The 16,123-nt window shown below is 67.8% G+C and carries 14 protein-coding genes and 1 tRNA gene; 13 read left to right on the plus strand and 2 right to left on the minus strand.

The genetic code is table 11. The features are described 5' to 3' along the window. Positions 1-7 precede the first annotated feature (7 nt). The 3 genes from CP975_RS20840 to CP975_RS20850 all read left to right on the plus strand — a co-directional run bounded on the left by CP975_RS20840 (position 8) and on the right by CP975_RS20850 (position 3,215). Positions 8-565, plus strand: a complete 558-nt coding sequence (locus tag CP975_RS20840) for a TetR/AcrR family transcriptional regulator (protein WP_055527134.1) — start codon at positions 8-10, stop codon at positions 563-565. A gap of 91 nt (positions 566-656) precedes the next feature. Then, positions 657-2,099 (plus strand): MFS transporter, encoded by a 1,443-nt coding sequence (locus CP975_RS20845; protein ID WP_055527132.1) that lies wholly within the window; start codon positions 657-659, stop codon positions 2,097-2,099. Positions 2,100-2,159: 60 nt separating this feature from the next. Beyond that, positions 2,160-3,215 (plus strand): UDP-N-acetylmuramate dehydrogenase, encoded by a 1,056-nt coding sequence (locus CP975_RS20850; RefSeq protein WP_055527130.1) that lies wholly within the window; start codon positions 2,160-2,162, stop codon positions 3,213-3,215. On the opposite strand, the gene CP975_RS20855 is transcribed toward CP975_RS20850, so the two are convergent. Then, on the minus strand, positions 3,205-4,233 hold the full coding sequence (locus tag CP975_RS20855; protein WP_055527128.1) for an adenosine deaminase: 1,029 nt from the start codon (positions 4,231-4,233) through the stop codon (positions 3,205-3,207). The genes CP975_RS20850 and CP975_RS20855 overlap by 11 nt on opposite strands. Positions 4,234-4,363: 130 nt before the next feature. Next, positions 4,364-5,590: a pyridoxal phosphate-dependent aminotransferase gene (locus tag CP975_RS20860; RefSeq protein WP_030782621.1), complete on the minus strand. Its 1,227-nt coding sequence runs from the start codon at positions 5,588-5,590 to the stop codon at positions 4,364-4,366. A 181-nt stretch (positions 5,591-5,771) separates the two neighbouring features. Here CP975_RS20860 and CP975_RS20865 point away from each other — a divergent pair. From CP975_RS20865 to rpoB, 10 genes are all read left to right on the plus strand, one after another. After that, a tRNA-Trp gene (locus tag CP975_RS20865) sits at positions 5,772-5,844 on the plus strand. 107 nt (positions 5,845-5,951) lie between these two features. Next, positions 5,952-6,236 (plus strand): preprotein translocase subunit SecE, encoded by a 285-nt coding sequence (secE, locus tag CP975_RS20870; RefSeq protein ID WP_030782618.1) that lies wholly within the window; start codon positions 5,952-5,954, stop codon positions 6,234-6,236. A gap of 77 nt (positions 6,237-6,313) precedes the next feature. Continuing rightward, positions 6,314-7,249 (plus strand): transcription termination/antitermination protein NusG, encoded by a 936-nt coding sequence (nusG, locus tag CP975_RS20875; RefSeq protein WP_055527126.1) that lies wholly within the window; start codon positions 6,314-6,316, stop codon positions 7,247-7,249. A gap of 194 nt (positions 7,250-7,443) precedes the next feature. Beyond that, complete coding sequence (rplK, locus tag CP975_RS20880) at positions 7,444-7,878, plus strand: 50S ribosomal protein L11 (RefSeq protein ID WP_030782612.1); 435 nt, start codon at positions 7,444-7,446, stop codon at positions 7,876-7,878. Between the two features lie 89 nt (positions 7,879-7,967). Beyond that, on the plus strand, positions 7,968-8,690 hold the full coding sequence (gene rplA / locus CP975_RS20885) for a 50S ribosomal protein L1 (protein ID WP_030782609.1): 723 nt from the start codon (positions 7,968-7,970) through the stop codon (positions 8,688-8,690). Positions 8,691-8,860: 170 nt separating this feature from the next. After that, positions 8,861-9,766 carry an SCO4651 family lipoprotein gene (locus tag CP975_RS20890; protein ID WP_055527124.1) on the plus strand — a complete coding sequence of 302 codons (906 nt, stop codon included), beginning with the start codon at positions 8,861-8,863 and terminating at the stop codon, positions 9,764-9,766. A gap of 122 nt (positions 9,767-9,888) precedes the next feature. Then, complete coding sequence (locus tag CP975_RS20895; protein WP_055527122.1) at positions 9,889-10,743, plus strand: SCO4651 family lipoprotein; 855 nt, start codon at positions 9,889-9,891, stop codon at positions 10,741-10,743. A gap of 261 nt (positions 10,744-11,004) precedes the next feature. After that, positions 11,005-11,535, plus strand: a complete 531-nt coding sequence (gene rplJ / locus CP975_RS20900) for a 50S ribosomal protein L10 (protein ID WP_030782600.1) — start codon at positions 11,005-11,007, stop codon at positions 11,533-11,535. A gap of 108 nt (positions 11,536-11,643) precedes the next feature. After that, complete coding sequence (gene rplL / locus CP975_RS20905; protein WP_030782597.1) at positions 11,644-12,027, plus strand: 50S ribosomal protein L7/L12; 384 nt, start codon at positions 11,644-11,646, stop codon at positions 12,025-12,027. Positions 12,028-12,603: 576 nt separating this feature from the next. Then, positions 12,604-16,089, plus strand: coding sequence for a DNA-directed RNA polymerase subunit beta (gene rpoB, locus CP975_RS20915; RefSeq protein ID WP_030782595.1), 3,486 nt, complete (start codon positions 12,604-12,606; stop codon positions 16,087-16,089). Positions 16,090-16,123 lie beyond the last annotated feature (34 nt).

Raw genomic sequence — 16,123 nt, forward strand, 5'->3', positions numbered from 1 at the left:
TACTCGCATGGTCAGGATGAGCGCAGAGGAGCGGCGCGAGAGCGTCATCCGCGCGGCGATGGTCGAATTCGCGCGCGGCGGCTACAAGGGCACCTCCACCGAGGTGATCGCCAAGCGCGTGGGCGTCTCCCAGCCGTACCTCTTCCGCCTCTTCCCGAGCAAGCAGGCCATCTTCCTCGCCGCGTCCCTGCGATGCAGCCAGGAGATCACCGAGGTCTTCAGGCGGGCATCCGAAGGGCTGGAGGCGGAGGAGGCCGCGCATGCCATGGGGGAGGCCTATCGGGCGCTCATCGCCGATGACCCGGACAAGCTGCTCATGCAGATGCAGATGTACGTCGCGGTGGCCTCCGCGGAGGCGTCCGGGGACCGGGAGTTCGGCGAGGCGCTGCGCGCCGCCTGGATGGAGATGTACGACACGGTCAGCCTGGCTCTGGGTGCCGACATCGACGAGGGGACGACATTCCTCGCGTACGGGATGCTGATCAATGTCCTGGTGTCGTTGGGCTACCGGCCCGATCACCGCGTGTGGAACGGCTTCGATCACTCGGTGCAGTCCTCGGAGTAGGTCACGACCGTCCCGCAGGAGGTGCGTTTCTTCGCGCCCGCGAAAGTTAGTAATCAATAACTAACCAATCAACCGCCCACAGGGGGAAGCAATGCCACAGAAGACCGCGCGGGCCGGGGGAGCGGCCTGGGCCCTGGTCATCACCAGCGCCGCCGGATTCATGGCGGCTCTCGACAACCTCGTCGTCACCACCGCCCTGCCGTCCATCCGCGAGGACCTCGGGGGAGGGCTGCACGACCTGGAGTGGACGGTGAGCGCCTACACCCTCACCTTCGCCGTGCTCCTCATGTTCGGCGCGGCCCTGGGCGACCGCTTCGGCCGCCGCAAGCTCTTCGTCATCGGCCTCACGGTCTTCACCGGGGCCTCCGCCGCAGCGGCCCTCGCACCCGGCATCGAGGCCCTGATCGCCGCCCGCGCGGTACAGGGCGTCGGCGCCGCGATCATGATGCCGCTCACGCTGACCCTCCTGACGGCCGCCGTGCCCGAGGCCAAGCGTGGAATGGCGTACGGAATATGGGGCGCCGTCAACGGCCTCGCGGTCGCTAGCGGCCCACTCATCGGGGGCAGCCTCACCGAGCACGCCTCCTGGCAGTGGATCTTCTGGCTGAACGTTCCGCTCGGCCTGGCCCTGCTACCGCTCGCCCGCTTCCGCCTCGCCGAGTCGCACGCCCCCGGAGCGCGCCTCGACATCACGGGCACCCTGCTCGCCAGCGGCGGCCTCTTCGGAATCGTGTACGCCCTGATCCGCGGGCCCCTCGACGGCTGGACCGGCGTCACCGTACTCGGCAGCCTCGTCGCGGGCGCCGCGCTGCTCGGCGGCTTCGTGCGCCACGGGATACGCCACAAGGCGCCGATGCTGCCGATGCGCCTCTTCCGCAGCCTGGCGTTCTCCGGCATCAACGCCGCGAGCCTGCTGATGTTCCTGGGGATGTTCGGCTCGATCTTCCTGCTCAGCCAGTACATGCAGATCGTCCTCCGCTACTCGCCCACCGAGGCGGGGCTGCGGATGCTGCCCTGGACCGGCATGCCGATGCTCGTCTCACCCCTCGCGGGCTACCTCTCCGACCGGTTCGGCGGCCGCCCTGTCGTCGCCGCAGGGCTCTTCCTCCAGGCCACCGGCCTCGGCTGGTACGCCGTCGTGGTCGCGCCCGACGCCGCGTACACCGTGCAACTCCCGGCCCTGATCATCAGCGGTATCGGCATGTCCCTGTTCTTCGCCCCCGCCTCCAACCTGGTCATGTCCGGCGTCCGGCCGCACGAGCAGGGCATCGCTTCCGGCGCCAACAACGCGCTGCGCGAGGTCGGCGGCGCCCTCGGCATCGCCGTGATGTCCTCGATCTTCTCGGCCCACGGCGGCTACGGCTCCCCGTGGAACTTCGTGGACGGCCTGGAGCCCGCGCTGTGGGTGGGTGCCGCGATGGTGGTCCTCGCCGCGGTGGCCGTGCTGTGCATCCCCGGCCGTCAGAAGACCGGCGTGCCCGCGTCCGGCCAGGAGGTGCGCTTGGGGCGCCAGGACGCCCGGGTCGACGCCTGACCGCTCGTACGGACACGGCCCCGCCGGGACCGGCGGGGCCGTTCTCGTACTCTTGAGCACGTGCAGGAACTCCACGACGCCCCCCTCGCCCCGCTGACCACCTTCCGTCTCGGTGGCCCCGCGACCCGCCTGATCACCGCGACGACCGACGCCGAGGTGATCGCCGCCGTCCGCGAGGCCGACGACACCGGCACCCCGCTGCTGCTCATCGGCGGCGGCTCGAACCTGGTCATCGGCGACAATGGCTTCGACGGGACCGCCCTGCGCATCGCCACCCAAGGCTTCGAACTCGACGGTACGAGGCTGGAGCTGGCGGCCGGCGAGACCTGGACGGACGCGGTCGCCCGCACCGTCGAGGCGGGCCTCGCGGGCATCGAGTGCCTCGCCGGGATCCCCGGCTCCGCGGGCGCGACGCCGATCCAGAACGTGGGGGCGTACGGCCAGGAAGTGTCGTCCACGATCACCGAAGTGGTCGCGTACGACCGAAAGACGCGCGAGACGGTCGTCATTCCGAACGCCGAGTGTGACTTCTCGTACCGCCACAGCCGCTTCAAGGCCGACCCCGAGCGCTTCGTGGTCCTGCGGGTCCGCTTCGAACTGGAGGACGCGCAGGGGATGAGCGCCCCCCTGAAGTACCCCGAGACGGCCCGCGCGCTCGGCGTCGAGGCGGGCGAGCGCGTCCCCGCGGCGGCCGCCCGCGAGACGGTCCTGAAGCTCCGCGCGGGCAAAGGCATGGTGCTCGACCCCGAGGACCACGACAGCTGGTCGGCCGGATCCTTCTTCACCAACCCGATCCTCACCGACGAGGAGTTCGCGGCCTTCCACGCGCGCGTGGCCGACCGCCTCGGGCCGGACACCGCCCCGCCCGCCTTCCCGACGGGCGACGGCCACGTGAAGACCTCCGCCGCCTGGCTCATCGACAAGGCCGGCTTCACCAAGGGCTACGGAGAGGGCCGGGCCCGCATCTCCACCAAGCACACCCTCGCCCTCACCAACCGCGGTGGCGCGACCACCGAGGACCTGCTGGCCCTCGCCCGCGAGGTCGTCGCCGGAGTGCGGGACGCCTTCGGGATCACGCTGGTCAACGAACCGGTGACGGTCGGCGTCAGCCTGTAGGGGCGGTCAGCCAGGCGTCGACCCCGGACAGCAGCTTCTCCCGTACGTCGACGGGGGCGGCCGAGCCGCGGATCGACTGCCGCGCCAGCTCGGCCAGTTCGGCATCGTCGAAGCCGTGGTGCTCGCGCGCGATGTCGTACTGGGCGGCGAGACGCGACCCGAAGAGCAGCGGGTCGTCGGCGCCGAGCGCCATCGGGACCCCGGCGTCGAACAGGGTCCGCAGCGGCACGTCCTCCGGCTTCTCGTAGACCCCGAGGGCGACGTTGGACGCCGGGCACACCTCGCACGTGACACCCCGGTCCGCGAGCCGCTTCAAGAGCCGCGGGTCCTCGGCGGCCCGCACCCCGTGCCCGATGCGCACCGCGTCCAGGTCGTCCAGGCAGTCCCGCACCGAAGCAGGCCCCGTCAGCTCACCGCCGTGCGGCGCCGCGAGCAGCCCGCCGTCCCGCGCGATGGCGAACGCCCGGTCGAAGTCCCGCGCCATGCCGCGCCGCTCGTCGTTCGAGAGCCCGAAGCCGACGACGCCCCGGTCCGCGTAGCGCACCGCGAGCCGGGCCAGCGTGCGCGCGTCCAGCGGATGCTTCATGCGGTTCGCGGCGACGAGGACGCGTATCCCGAGGCCGGTCTCCCGCGAGGCGCTCTCGACGGCGTCCAGGATGATTTCCAGGGCCGGGATGAGCCCCCCGAGCCGTGGCGCGTACGAGGTCGGGTCCACCTGGATCTCCAGCCACCCCGAACCGTCCCGCAGATCCTCCTCCGCGGCCTCCCGCACCAGCCGCTGGATGTCCTCGGGCTCCCGCAGACACGAGCGCGCCGCGTCGTAGAGCCGCTGGAAGCGGAACCAGCCCCGCTCATCGGTGGCGCGCAGTTTCGGCGGTTCGGCGCCGGTCAGCGCGTCCGGGAGCCGTACCCCGTACTTGTCGGCGAGTTCGAGCAGGGTGGCCGGCCGCATCGACCCGGTGAAGTGCAGGTGCAGATGGGCCTTCGGCAGCTCTCTTACGTCTCGTACGCGCTCCATTCCAGGATCTTGCCGTACGCACCTGGTGTCCCGGTAGCGCCTTTCCACCTTCGTGGGCTTCCCCGAACGCAGAAACGGGCCGCCTCTCCGGTGGAGAGACGGCCCGCACGCACGCGTGGCGCGCCCGACCTCAGTCGCGGGCCTCGGCGAGCAGCTTCTGGAGCCGCGACACGCCCTCGACGAGGTCCTCGTCCCCGAGCGCGTACGAGAGGCGCAGGTAACCCGGCGTCCCGAAGGCCTCGCCCGGGACGACCGCGACCTCGGCCTCCTCCAGGATCAGCGCGGCCAGCTCGACGGAGTCCTGCGGGCGCTTGCCGCGGATCTCCTTGCCGATCAGGCCCTTCACCGAGGGGTAGGCGTAGAAGGCGCCCTCGGGCTCGGGGCAGATGACGCCCTGGATGTCGTTGAGCATCCGCACGATGGTCTTGCGCCGCCGGTCGAAGGCCTCCCGCATCCTCTCGACGGCGACCAGGTCACCGGAGACGGCCGCGAGCGCGGCGGCCTGCGCGACATTGGAGACGTTGGACGTGGCGTGCGACTGGAGGTTCGTCGCGGCCTTCACGACGTCCTTCGGGCCGATGATCCAGCCGACCCGCCAGCCGGTCATCGCGTACGTCTTCGCGACGCCGTTGACCACGATGCACTTGTCGCGCAGCTCGGGAAGGATCGCGGGGAGCGAGGTGAACTTCGCGTCTCCGTAGACGAGGTGTTCGTAGATCTCGTCGGTCATGACCCACAGGCCGTGCTCGACGGCCCAGCGGCCGATCGCCTCGGCGTCGGGCTCGCTGTAGACGGCACCCGTCGGGTTCGACGGCGACACGAAGAGCACCACCTTCGTGCGCTCCGTGCGGGCCGCCTCCAGCTGCTCCACGGAGACGCGGTAGCCGGTGGTCTCGTCGGCGACGACCGGGACCGGGACACCGCCGGCGAGACGGATCGACTCCGGGTACGTCGTCCAGTAGGGGGCCGGGACGATGACCTCGTCACCCGGGTCGAGGATCGCGGCGAAGGCTTCGTAGATGGCCTGCTTGCCGCCGTTGGTCACCAGGATCTGCGAGGCGTCCACCTCGTACCCGGAGTCGCGCAGCGTCTTCGTGGCGATCGCGGCCTTCAGCTCGGGGAGGCCGCCGGCCGGCGTGTAGCGGTGGAACTTCGGGTTCTTGCAGGCCTCGACGGCCGCCTCGACGATGTAGTCCGGAGTGGGGAAGTCGGGCTCACCCGCGCCGAAGCCGATCACCGGACGCCCGGCGGCCTTGAGGGCCTTTGCCTTGGCGTCGACGGCGAGGGTCGCGGACTCGGAGATCGCGCCGATGCGCGCGGACACCCGGCGCTCGGTCGGAGAAGTTTCAGCGCTCATGGCCCCATCGTTCCAGACCTGAAACGCCCCCGGCGCGCGGGTTTCCAAGACCATCGGGACCCATTCTGTTCGACGGGGGGCCGTGGAGCACGTACACTCACTGCTCGTTGGCCCTCACCGGCCGCACCCTCACGACGCACTCCGTGCACGTGGGCGGATGCGGTAGGTTGGGGGAAATCAAAGGGTCGTAGCTCAATTGGTAGAGCACTGGTCTCCAAAACCAGCGGTTGGGGGTTCAAGTCCCTCCGGCCCTGCTACACACTCCTTCGCCAGGATGTGTGCGCATGTACGTACTGCAATGCACCGCCGTGCGGCTCAACCGGGCGCGGCACGGCCACGACCCGGAATCAGGTGAGGACGAGTGACGGACGCCGTGGGCTCCATCGACATGCCTGATGCCCAGGACGAGGCGCCGGAGTCCAAGAAGGCCCGCAAGGGCGGCAAGCGCGGCAAGAAGGGCCCCCTCGGCCGTCTCGCGCTCTTCTACCGCCAGATCGTCGCGGAGCTCCGCAAGGTCGTCTGGCCGACTCGCAGCCAGCTCACGACCTACACCTCAGTGGTGATTGTCTTCGTCGTCATCATGATCGGCCTTGTGACCGTGATTGACTATGGCTTCAGCCACGCTGTCAAGTACATCTTCGGCTGAGCCGAGAGCGAAGGGCGCCCTATCCGGCGCCCCTATTCGCGTGTTCCACCCCTTGTATCCAGGAAGAAGCAGCCACCGTGTCTGACCCGAACCTGAACGACGCCGTCGCGCCTCGCGGAGAGGACGCGGAGTCCGTGGAGGACCAGCTCGACATCGTCGAGGCGGCGGACGCCGAGGAGCCGGATCAGGCCGAGGCTGCCGACGCCGCCGCGGGCGAGCCCGCCGAAGAGGCGGCCATCCACCTGGAGGGCGACGCCGAGGCTGTCGCCGAGTCCGAGGAGGACGAGGCCGCCCTCGCCGAGGACGCCGACGAGATCACCGCGGACGACACCGCCGAGGCCACTGAGGACGAGGCCGCCGAGGACGAGGCCGCCGAGGACGAGGTGTCCGAGCCGGTCGACCCGATCGTCGCCCTGCGCGAGGAGCTGCGCACCCTCCCCGGCGAGTGGTACGTCATCCACACCTACGCCGGTTACGAGAACCGCGTGAAGACCAACCTCGAGCAGCGCGCCGTCTCGCTCAACGTCGAGGACTTCATCTTCCAGGCCGAGGTGCCGCAGGAAGAGGTCGCCCAGATCAAGAACGGCGAGCGCAAGACGATCCGTCAGAACAAGCTCCCCGGCTACGTGCTGGTGCGCATGGACCTGACGAACGAGTCCTGGGGCGTCGTCCGCAACACCCCCGGCGTCACCGGCTTCGTGGGCAACGCCTACGACCCGTACCCGCTGACCCTGGACGAGATCGTCAAGATGCTCGCCCCCGAGGCCGAGGAGAAGGCCGCCCGCGAGGCCGCGGAGGCCGAGGGCAAGCCCGCTCCCGCCCGCAAGGTCGAGGTCCAGGTCCTGGACTTCGAGGTCGGCGACTCGGTCACCGTCACCGACGGCCCGTTCGCGACGCTCCAGGCGACGATCAACGAGATCAACGCCGACTCGAAGAAGGTCAAGGGCCTCGTCGAGATCTTCGGCCGCGAGACCCCGGTCGAGCTGAGCTTCGACCAGATCCAGAAGAACTAGCCGGGCCGAGCCCGCAGGGCTCCTCGGCTTCCTCTGGAACACACGCCTCCGAACAGGTCAGACGGGCTGCCAAAGCCGGTCTGACCTGCTCGGTTTTTAGCCGCGCGACTATACCCGTTATCGTTGTGCGGTATGCCTCCATCCGGATGACCGGATGGCCGGCTGAAAACTCTCACTAGGACCCGGAGAGAGCAATGCCTCCCAAGAAGAAGAAGGTCACGGGGCTGATCAAGCTCCAGATCCAGGCTGGTGCCGCCAACCCGGCCCCGCCGGTCGGCCCCGCGCTGGGCCAGCACGGCGTCAACATCATGGAGTTCTGCAAGGCCTACAACGCCGCGACCGAGTCGCAGCGTGGCTGGGTGATCCCGGTGGAGATCACGGTCTACGAGGACCGTTCCTTCACCTTCATCACCAAGACGCCGCCGGCCGCCAAGATGATCCTGAAGGCCGCTGGTGTCGAGAAGGGCTCCGGCGAGCCCCACAAGACCAAGGTCGCCAAGGTCACCGAGGCGCAGATCCGCGAGATCGCGCAGACCAAGATGGAAGACCTCAACGCCAACGACCTGGACGCCGCGTCGAAGATCATCGCCGGCACCGCCCGTTCCATGGGCATCACGGTCGAGGGCTGAGACTCCTCCCCCGTCTGACCTTTCTCCAGTGGTAGGGCCAAGCGCTGGCCCGCACCACGACTCCATACCTGAACACACCAGGAGCAGAAGTGAAGCGCAGCAAGACTCTCCGCGCTGCGGACGCCAAGATCGACCGGGAGAAGCTGTACGCCCCGCTCGAGGCCGTCCGTCTCGCCAAGGAGACCTCCGCGACCAAGTTCGACGGCACCGTCGAGGTCGCCATGCGTCTGGGCGTCGACCCGCGCAAGGCCGACCAGATGGTCCGTGGCACCGTGAACCTCCCGCACGGCACCGGCAAGACCGCCCGGGTCCTGGTCTTCGCGACCGGTGACCGTGCTGCGGCCGCGGAAGCCGCTGGCGCCGACATCGTCGGCTCCGACGAGCTGATCGACGAGGTCGCGAAGGGCCGCCTGGACTTCGACGCCGTCGTCGCCACCCCGGACCTCATGGGCAAGGTCGGCCGCCTCGGCCGCGTGCTCGGTCCGCGTGGTCTGATGCCGAACCCGAAGACCGGCACCGTCACCCCCGATGTCGTGAAGGCTGTCAACGACATCAAGGGCGGCAAGATCGAGTTCCGCGTCGACAAGCACTCGAACCTGCACTTCATCATCGGCAAGGTCTCCTTCGACGAGACCAAGCTGGTGGAGAACTACGCCGCGGCCCTGGAGGAGATCCTCCGTCTGAAGCCGTCGGCCGCCAAGGGCCGCTACATCAAGAAGGCCGCCATCACCACCACGATGGGCCCCGGCATCCCGCTGGACTCGAACCGCACCCGCAACCTCCTCGTCGAGGAGGACCCGGCCGCCGTCTGACACTGACGGCAGCCGCGTCGCGCACGCGTTCTGTGGACGGGCCCCGCAACCTTTCGAGGTGCGGGGCCCGTCCTGTTTATGTGCGAGTTTGTGTACGAGTCATTCGGATACGTCTGTCACAGGCCCGCGCCGGTGTGCGCGGGCGTCACTAAGCCAAGGGGTGGGACGAGATGAACAGCACGATCATGCGGCGTACGGGCCTTTCGATCGCGGTGGCGGCCGCGCTGACGGGCCTGGCGGCCTGCGGCTCGGGCGACTCGGGCGACTCCTCCGACAAGGCCGGGGGCGGGGCGAAGGACAAGGGCGGTATCAAGCTCAGCCCGGTCGCGGCCCTGCGCAGCGTCGAGACCAGCACGGACAAGGCGGACACCGCCCGGGTCGAGGTGCAGACCGTCATGGGTTCGCAGATATCGACCGACATGAAGGGCGTCATGGGCTGGTCGGACGGCCTCACCGGCAACGTCCAGGCGACCATCACGGGCGGCACCCAGGCCGAGCAGATGAGGCAGCTCGGCCAGACGAAGATCGAGTACCGCTACCTGAAGAACGGCTTCTACGCGAACATGGGCGACAAGTTCGCGGCCCAGGCGGGTGGCGGCAAGCACTGGATCGCGTACGACTACGCGGAGCTCGAGAAGCTGTCCGGCGCCGCCGGTGCGGCCCTGAAGGACCAGGCGCAGAAGACCACCCCGAACCAGTCGGTGAAGATGCTGCTGGCCTCGGGCGACGTGAAGCGCGTGGGCAAGGAGACCGTCCGGGGGACCGAGGCGACCCACTACCGCGGGACCGTCGACGTCGCCGACTTCACCGGCAAGAACTCCGACCTGGACGAGCAGCAGATGAAGGAACTGAAGCAGCAGTTCCAGCAGGCCGGGCTGACCACCGAGACGATCGACATCTGGGTGAACAGCGACGACCTGCTCGTCAAGAAGGTCGAGAAGGCGGACATGAAGACCGGTTCCTTCTCCCAGACCGCCCACTACAGCGACTACGGCACGCCGCTCTCCGTCCAGAAGCCCCCGGCCTCGGACACGGTGAGCTTCCAGGACGTCATGAACAAGCAGCCCGCTGCCTGATCACGAGGTACGTGTGGCCCTGACCGGCGGATAACCCGGAGGAAAGCACCCCTTTCCTTCGGGTAATCTCGGCCCACCGCAGTAAGTGGATCAAATGTTTTGATGTTCCTAGGGGTGGGGTCATGAGTATTTCCGTACGTACGGGACGCAAGAGAACCGCGGGCGCCGCGCTGGCGGCCGTGCTGCTCGCCGGTGGCGCGGTCAGCTGCGGGTCGGAGAAGTCCGACAAGGCGGGGGAGGACATGGCGCCGGCGGCGGCCGTGAAGAAGGCCGCGGAGAAGACCGAGGAGCTGACCTCGTTCACCTTCCGGATGAAGGGCACCGTCCCGGGGGACGGGCGGGTGAAGGCCGACGCGGCGATGAGCACCAAGCCGCTCGCCATGAGCATGAAGATGTCCGCGCCCGACCAGGGCCCGGAGAAGATGGAGCTGCGCTTCGTCGACGGCGCGGTCTACCTCGGCGGCGGCAAGGAAGCCGCCAAGGAGATGGACGGCAAGAGCTGGATCAAGTTCGACGCCGCGGCCATGGGCAAGGCCGGCGGCAAGCCCGCCGCCACCTCGGCGGCCGGGCAGGCCGAGAACAACCCGGCCGACCAGTCCACGCTCCTGACCAACTCCAAGGACCTGAAGAAGGTCGGCGGCGAGTCGGTCGACGGTGTCAAGACCACCCGCTACACCGGCACGGTCACGCTGGACCGGATCCGCGAGCTGTTCAAGGACAAGGACGCGGCCACCCGGAAGCGTCACGAGAAGAGCATCAAGCAGTACGAGGAAATGGGCGTCGAGAAGCTCACGATGGACCTGTGGGTCGACGGCGAGGACCACACCAAGCAGTTTCGCGCCCGCGGAAAGGGCGACAAGGGCCCCCTCGACATGACCATCACCTTCGTCGACTACAACAAGCCGGTGAACGTGGAGGCTCCGCCGAAGAAGCTGGTCATGGACCTCGCCAAGGAGATGAAGGGCCTCGGGGGCTGACCCGATTTGCCTGACGCAAACCCCTTCGCGTAGTCTTCCCCAGAAGCCAAAGACCGCTGGTCGTTGCTGTGTTCTCGTATGAGGGTGCAGTGGCCGAAGGATCCGCTGAAACTGCGGACGACCCGCGTAGGTGACTGTGGATGTGCTCCCGGACGGGATTCTGTTCGGTCGAGCTCACGCCCCGTGCGCCTGCGCCGGGGCGTCTCGTTTTTCCCAGCCCCTTCTGAGCGGTCCTCATCACCCGGAAGGAGGCCGACGCTCATGCCGACGCCCGACAAGGCTGCCGCGGTAGCCGAGCTCACGGACAAGTTCCGCAGCTCGAACGCCGCCGTGCTGACCGAGTACCGGGGTCTCACCGTGGCCCAGCTCAAGCAGCTGCGCCGTTCCCTCGGTGCGAACTCCGAGTACGCCGTGGTGAAGAACACGCTGACCAAGATCGCGGCCAACGAGGCCGGGATCAACACGCTGGACGACCTGTTCACGGGTCCGACGGCGGTCGCCTTCGTCACCGGTGACCCGGTGGAGTCGGCGAAGGGTCTTCGTGACTTCGCCAAGGAGAACCCCAACCTCGTCATCAAGGGCGGTGTCCTTGATGGCAAGGCGCTGTCCGCCGATGAGATCAAGAAGCTCGCGGACCTCGAGTCCCGCGAGGTTCTGCTCGCCAAGCTGGCGGGCGCCATGAAGGGCAAGCAGTCGCAGGCTGCCGCGCTCTTCCAGGCGCTTCCCTCGAAGTTCGTCCGCACCGCGGAGGCGCTTCGTGCCAAGAAGGCCGAGCAGGGCGGTGCCGAGTAATTCGGCTCGCACACTGACCGCCGCCTGAGGCGACGGTCACAGCGGGCCCAACGTACGCCCGCCTCCATATACACCCGGCACCTGCCGAATTAGTGGAAGGACGCCATCATGGCGAAGCTGTCCCAGGACGACCTGCTCGCGCAGTTCGAAGAGATGACCCTCATCGAGCTCTCCGAGTTCGTGAAGGCCTTCGAGGAGAAGTTCGACGTCACCGCCGCCGCCCCGGTCGCCGTTGCCGCCGGTGGCGCCGCTGCCGCCCCGGCCGAGGCCGAGGCCGAGCAGGACGAGTTCGACGTCATCCTCACGGGCGCCGGCGAGAAGAAGATCCAGGTCATCAAGGTCGTGCGTGAGCTGACCTCGCTGGGTCTGAAGGAGGCCAAGGACCTCGTCGACGGCACCCCGAAGCCGGTCCTCGAGAAGGTCGCCAAGGACGCCGCGGAGAAGGCCGCCGAGGCCCTCAAGGGCGCCGGCGCCTCCGTCGAGGTCAAGTGACCTCACGAGTCGTCTGACTCTCTTCACCGCACGTACGGCGGAAACGCTGTAACGCGCGGGACGCCAAGGGCGATCACCCATGTGGGTGGTCGCCTTTCGGCGTTCCCGGGCACGCGCGTGAGGGCGCCTTGCGATGTCGGTCCCGGCGAGTATGGTGATCTTCGTTGTGCCTCGGGACGGCCCGTGACGGTGACGCTCTCCGGGCCAAGTCGGGGCATGGGGGGCCTTGACGAACCGCACGCAGCGCGCAATTCTCAGGACGCGTCGTCACAACGATCCGCATCCGAGGCATGGATCGGCGGCGAAGAGGGCAGTATCGATGTGCATCGAGGGCGTGGCTTGCAGCAGGGGTTGAGAAAAACGAGGGTCTTCAAAAACCCGCACTGGACATCAGTGGGCCGAGTGGCTACACTGACCCTTTGCGCTGCCTGTTAGCTGCCTCCTGCCCGTCACCAGGGGCATGCCCATGCTTGAGCACTGTGGACCGAATCTTCCCTGACCTGGGATGTCTGTCTCCGTGTCCAGCCTGGGACCGGTACGCGCGTAGTGAGTCCGAGCCCTCGGAAGGACCCCCTCTTGGCCGCCTCGCGCACTGCCTCGACCGCGAATACGAACAACGGCGCCAGCACCGCCCCGCTGCGCATTTCCTTTGCAAAGATCAAGGAGCCCCTCGAGGTTCCGAACCTTCTTGCGCTGCAGACCGAGAGCTTTGACTGGCTGCTCGGCAATGACGCGTGGAAGGCTCGTGTCGAGGCGGCTCTGGAAAGCGGACAGGACGTCCCCACCAAGTCCGGTCTGGAGGAGATCTTCGAGGAGATCTCCCCGATCGAGGACTTCTCCGGGTCGATGTCCCTGACGTTCCGCGACCACCGTTTCGAGCCTCCCAAGAACTCGATCGACGAGTGCAAGGAGCGCGACTTCACGTTCGCCGCCCCGCTCTTCGTCACCGCCGAGTTCACCAACAACGAGACCGGCGAGATCAAGTCCCAGACGGTCTTCATGGGCGACTTCCCGCTCATGACCAACAAGGGCACCTTCGTCATCAACGGCACCGAGCGTGTCGTCGTGTCGCAGCTGGTCCGTTCGCCGGGTGTCTACTTCGATTCCTCGATCGACAAGACGTCCGACAAGGACATCTTCTCCGCCAAGATCATCCCGTCCCGGGGTGCCTGGCTGGAGATGGAGATCGACAAGCGCGACATGGTCGGTGTACGCATCGACCGCAAGCGCAAGCAGTCGGTCACCGTTCTGCTCAAGGCTCTCGGTTGGACGACCGAGCAGATCCTCGAGGAGTTCGGCGAGTACGAGTCCATGCGCGCCACCCTGGAGAAGGACCACACCCAGGGCCAGGACGACGCGCTGCTCGACATCTACCGCAAGCTCCGTCCGGGCGAGCCGCCGACCCGTGAGGCCGCTCAGACGCTGCTTGAGAACCTCTACTTCAACCCCAAGCGCTACGACCTCGCGAAGGTCGGCCGCTACAAGGTCAACAAGAAGCTGGGTGCGGACGCTCCGCTCGACGCGGGCATCCTCACGGTCGAGGACATCATCGCCTCGATCAAGTACCTGGTGAAGCTGCACGCCGGTGAGACCGAGACCGTTGGCGACAGCGGTACGTCGATCGTCGTCGAGACCGACGACATCGACCACTTCGGCAACCGCCGTCTGCGCAACGTCGGCGAGCTCATCCAGAACCAGGTCCGCACGGGTCTGGCTCGTATGGAGCGCGTCGTCCGCGAGCGCATGACGACTCAGGACGTCGAGGCGATCACGCCGCAGACCCTGATCAACATCCGGCCGGTCGTCGCCTCCATCAAGGAGTTCTTCGGCACCAGCCAGCTGTCGCAGTTCATGGACCAGAACAACCCGCTGTCGGGTCTCACCCACAAGCGCCGCCTGTCGGCGCTCGGTCCGGGTGGTCTCTCCCGTGAGCGGGCCGGCTTCGAGGTCCGTGACGTGCACCCGTCTCACTACGGCCGCATGTGCCCGATTGAGACCCCTGAAGGCCCGAACATCGGTCTGATCGGTTCGCTCGCCTCCTACGGCCGCGTCAACGCGTTCGGCTTCGTCGAGACGCCGTACCGCAAGGTCGTCGAGGGCCAGGTCACCGACGACGTCGACTACCTGACGGCCGACGAGGAGGACCGCTTCGTCATCGCGCAGGCCAACGCGCCGCTGACGGACGACCTCCACTTCGCCGAGGCCCGCGTCCTGATCCGCCGCCGTGGCGGAGAGATCGACTACGTGCCCGGCACGGACGTCGACTACATGGACGTCTCGCCGCGCCAGATGGTGTCGGTCGCGACCGCCATGATCCCGTTCCTCGAGCACGACGACGCCAACCGTGCCCTCATGGGCGCGAACATGATGCGTCAGGCCGTGCCGCTGATCACCGCCGAGGCTCCCCTCGTCGGCACCGGCATGGAGTACCGCTGCGCGGTCGACGCCGGTGACGTGATCAAGGCCGAGAAGGCGGGTGTGGTCCAGGAGGTCTCCGCGGACTACGTCACCGTCACCAACGACGACGGCACGTACACCACGTACCGCATCGCCAAGTTCTCCCGGTCGAACCAGGGCACCTCCGTCAACCAGAAGGTTGTCGTCGACGAGGGCGCCCGCGTGATCGAGGGCCAGGTCCTGGCCGACGGTCCCGCGACCGAAGAGGGCGAGATGGCCCTCGGCAAGAACCTGCTCGTCGCGTTCATGCCCTGGGAAGGTCACAACTACGAGGACGCGATCATCCTGTCGCAGCGCCTCGTGCAGGACGACGTCCTCTCCTCGATCCACATCGAGGAGCACGAGGTCGACGCCCGTGACACCAAGCTCGGCCCGGAGGAGATCACCCGGGACATCCCGAACGTCTCCGAGGAGGTCCTCGCCGACCTCGACGAGCGCGGCATCATCCGTATCGGTGCCGAGGTCGTCGCCGGCGACATCCTCGTCGGCAAGGTCACGCCCAAGGGTGAGACCGAGCTGACGCCCGAGGAGCGCCTGCTCCGCGCGATCTTCGGTGAGAAGGCGCGCGAGGTGCGCGACACCTCGCTGAAGGTGCCGCACGGTGAGATCGGCAAGGTCATCGGCGTCCGCGTCTTCGACCGTGAAGAGGGCGACGAGCTGCCGCCGGGCGTGAACCAGCTGGTTCGTGTCTACGTGGCGCAGAAGCGCAAGATCACGGACGGCGACAAGCTCGCGGGCCGCCACGGCAACAAGGGTGTTATCTCGAAGATCCTTCCGATCGAGGACATGCCGTTCCTCGAGGACGGAACTCCGGTCGACATCATCCTCAACCCGCTGGGTGTGCCGTCCCGAATGAACCCGGGACAGGTCCTGGAGATCCACCTCGGCTGGCTCGCCAGCCGTGGCTGGGACGTCTCCGGCCTCGCGGACGAGTGGGCGCAGCGCCTCCAGGCCATCGGCGCCGACAAGGTCGACCCCGGCACGAACGTCGCCACCCCCGTCTTCGACGGTGCGCGTGAGGACGAGCTGGCCGGTCTGCTCCAACACACCATCCCGAACCGCGACGGCGAGCGCATGGTGCTCCCGACCGGCAAGGCGCGCCTGTTCGACGGCCGCTCCGGCGAGCCGTTCCCGGACCCGATCTCGGTCGGGTACATGTACATCCTCAAGCTGCACCACCTGGTCGACGACAAGCTGCACGCCCGTTCGACCGGTCCGTACTCGATGATCACCCAGCAGCCGCTGGGTGGTAAGGCACAGTTCGGTGGTCAGCGCTTCGGTGAGATGGAGGTGTGGGCGCTTGAGGCTTATGGCGCCGCGTACGCCCTTCAGGAGCTCCTGACGATCAAGTCCGACGACGTGACCGGCCGCGTGAAGGTCTACGAGGCCATCGTCAAGGGCGAGAACATCCCCGAGCCCGGCATTCCCGAGTCCTTCAAGGTGCTCATCAAGGAAATGCAGTCGCTCTGCCTCAACGTGGAGGTGCTGTCCTCGGACGGCATGTCCATCGAGATGCGCGACACCGACGAGGACGTCTTCCGCGCGGCGGAGGAGCTCGGCATCGACCTGTCCCGGCGCGAGCCGAGCAGCGTCGAAGAGGTCTGACGGGTCTGGTCGGGGCCTCCTCGTGAGGCCCCGG

Origin of the sequence: Streptomyces alboniger, from assembly GCF_008704395.1 — a bacterium.
Taxonomy (GTDB): domain Bacteria; phylum Actinomycetota; class Actinomycetes; order Streptomycetales; family Streptomycetaceae; genus Streptomyces; species Streptomyces alboniger.

Bases quoted from the DNA above. Each gene is read 5' to 3' on its own strand.
- CP975_RS20840 (WP_055527134.1), top strand. From the start codon at position 8: ATGGTCAGGATGAGCGCAGAGGAGCGGCGCGAGAGCGTCATCCGCGCG.
- CP975_RS20845 (WP_055527132.1), top strand. From the start codon at position 657: ATGCCACAGAAGACCGCGCGGGCCGGGGGAGCGGCCTGGGCCCTGGTC.
- CP975_RS20855 (WP_055527128.1), bottom strand. From the start codon at position 4,233: ATGGAGCGCGTACGAGACGTAAGAGAGCTGCCGAAGGCCCATCTGCAC.
- CP975_RS20860 (WP_030782621.1), bottom strand. From the start codon at position 5,590: ATGAGCGCTGAAACTTCTCCGACCGAGCGCCGGGTGTCCGCGCGCATC.
- rplK (WP_030782612.1), top strand. From the start codon at position 7,444: ATGCCTCCCAAGAAGAAGAAGGTCACGGGGCTGATCAAGCTCCAGATC.
- CP975_RS20890 (WP_055527124.1), top strand. From the start codon at position 8,861: ATGAACAGCACGATCATGCGGCGTACGGGCCTTTCGATCGCGGTGGCG.
- CP975_RS20895 (WP_055527122.1), top strand. From the start codon at position 9,889: ATGAGTATTTCCGTACGTACGGGACGCAAGAGAACCGCGGGCGCCGCG.
- rplJ (WP_030782600.1), top strand. From the start codon at position 11,005: ATGCCGACGCCCGACAAGGCTGCCGCGGTAGCCGAGCTCACGGACAAG.
- rplL (WP_030782597.1), top strand. From the start codon at position 11,644: ATGGCGAAGCTGTCCCAGGACGACCTGCTCGCGCAGTTCGAAGAGATG.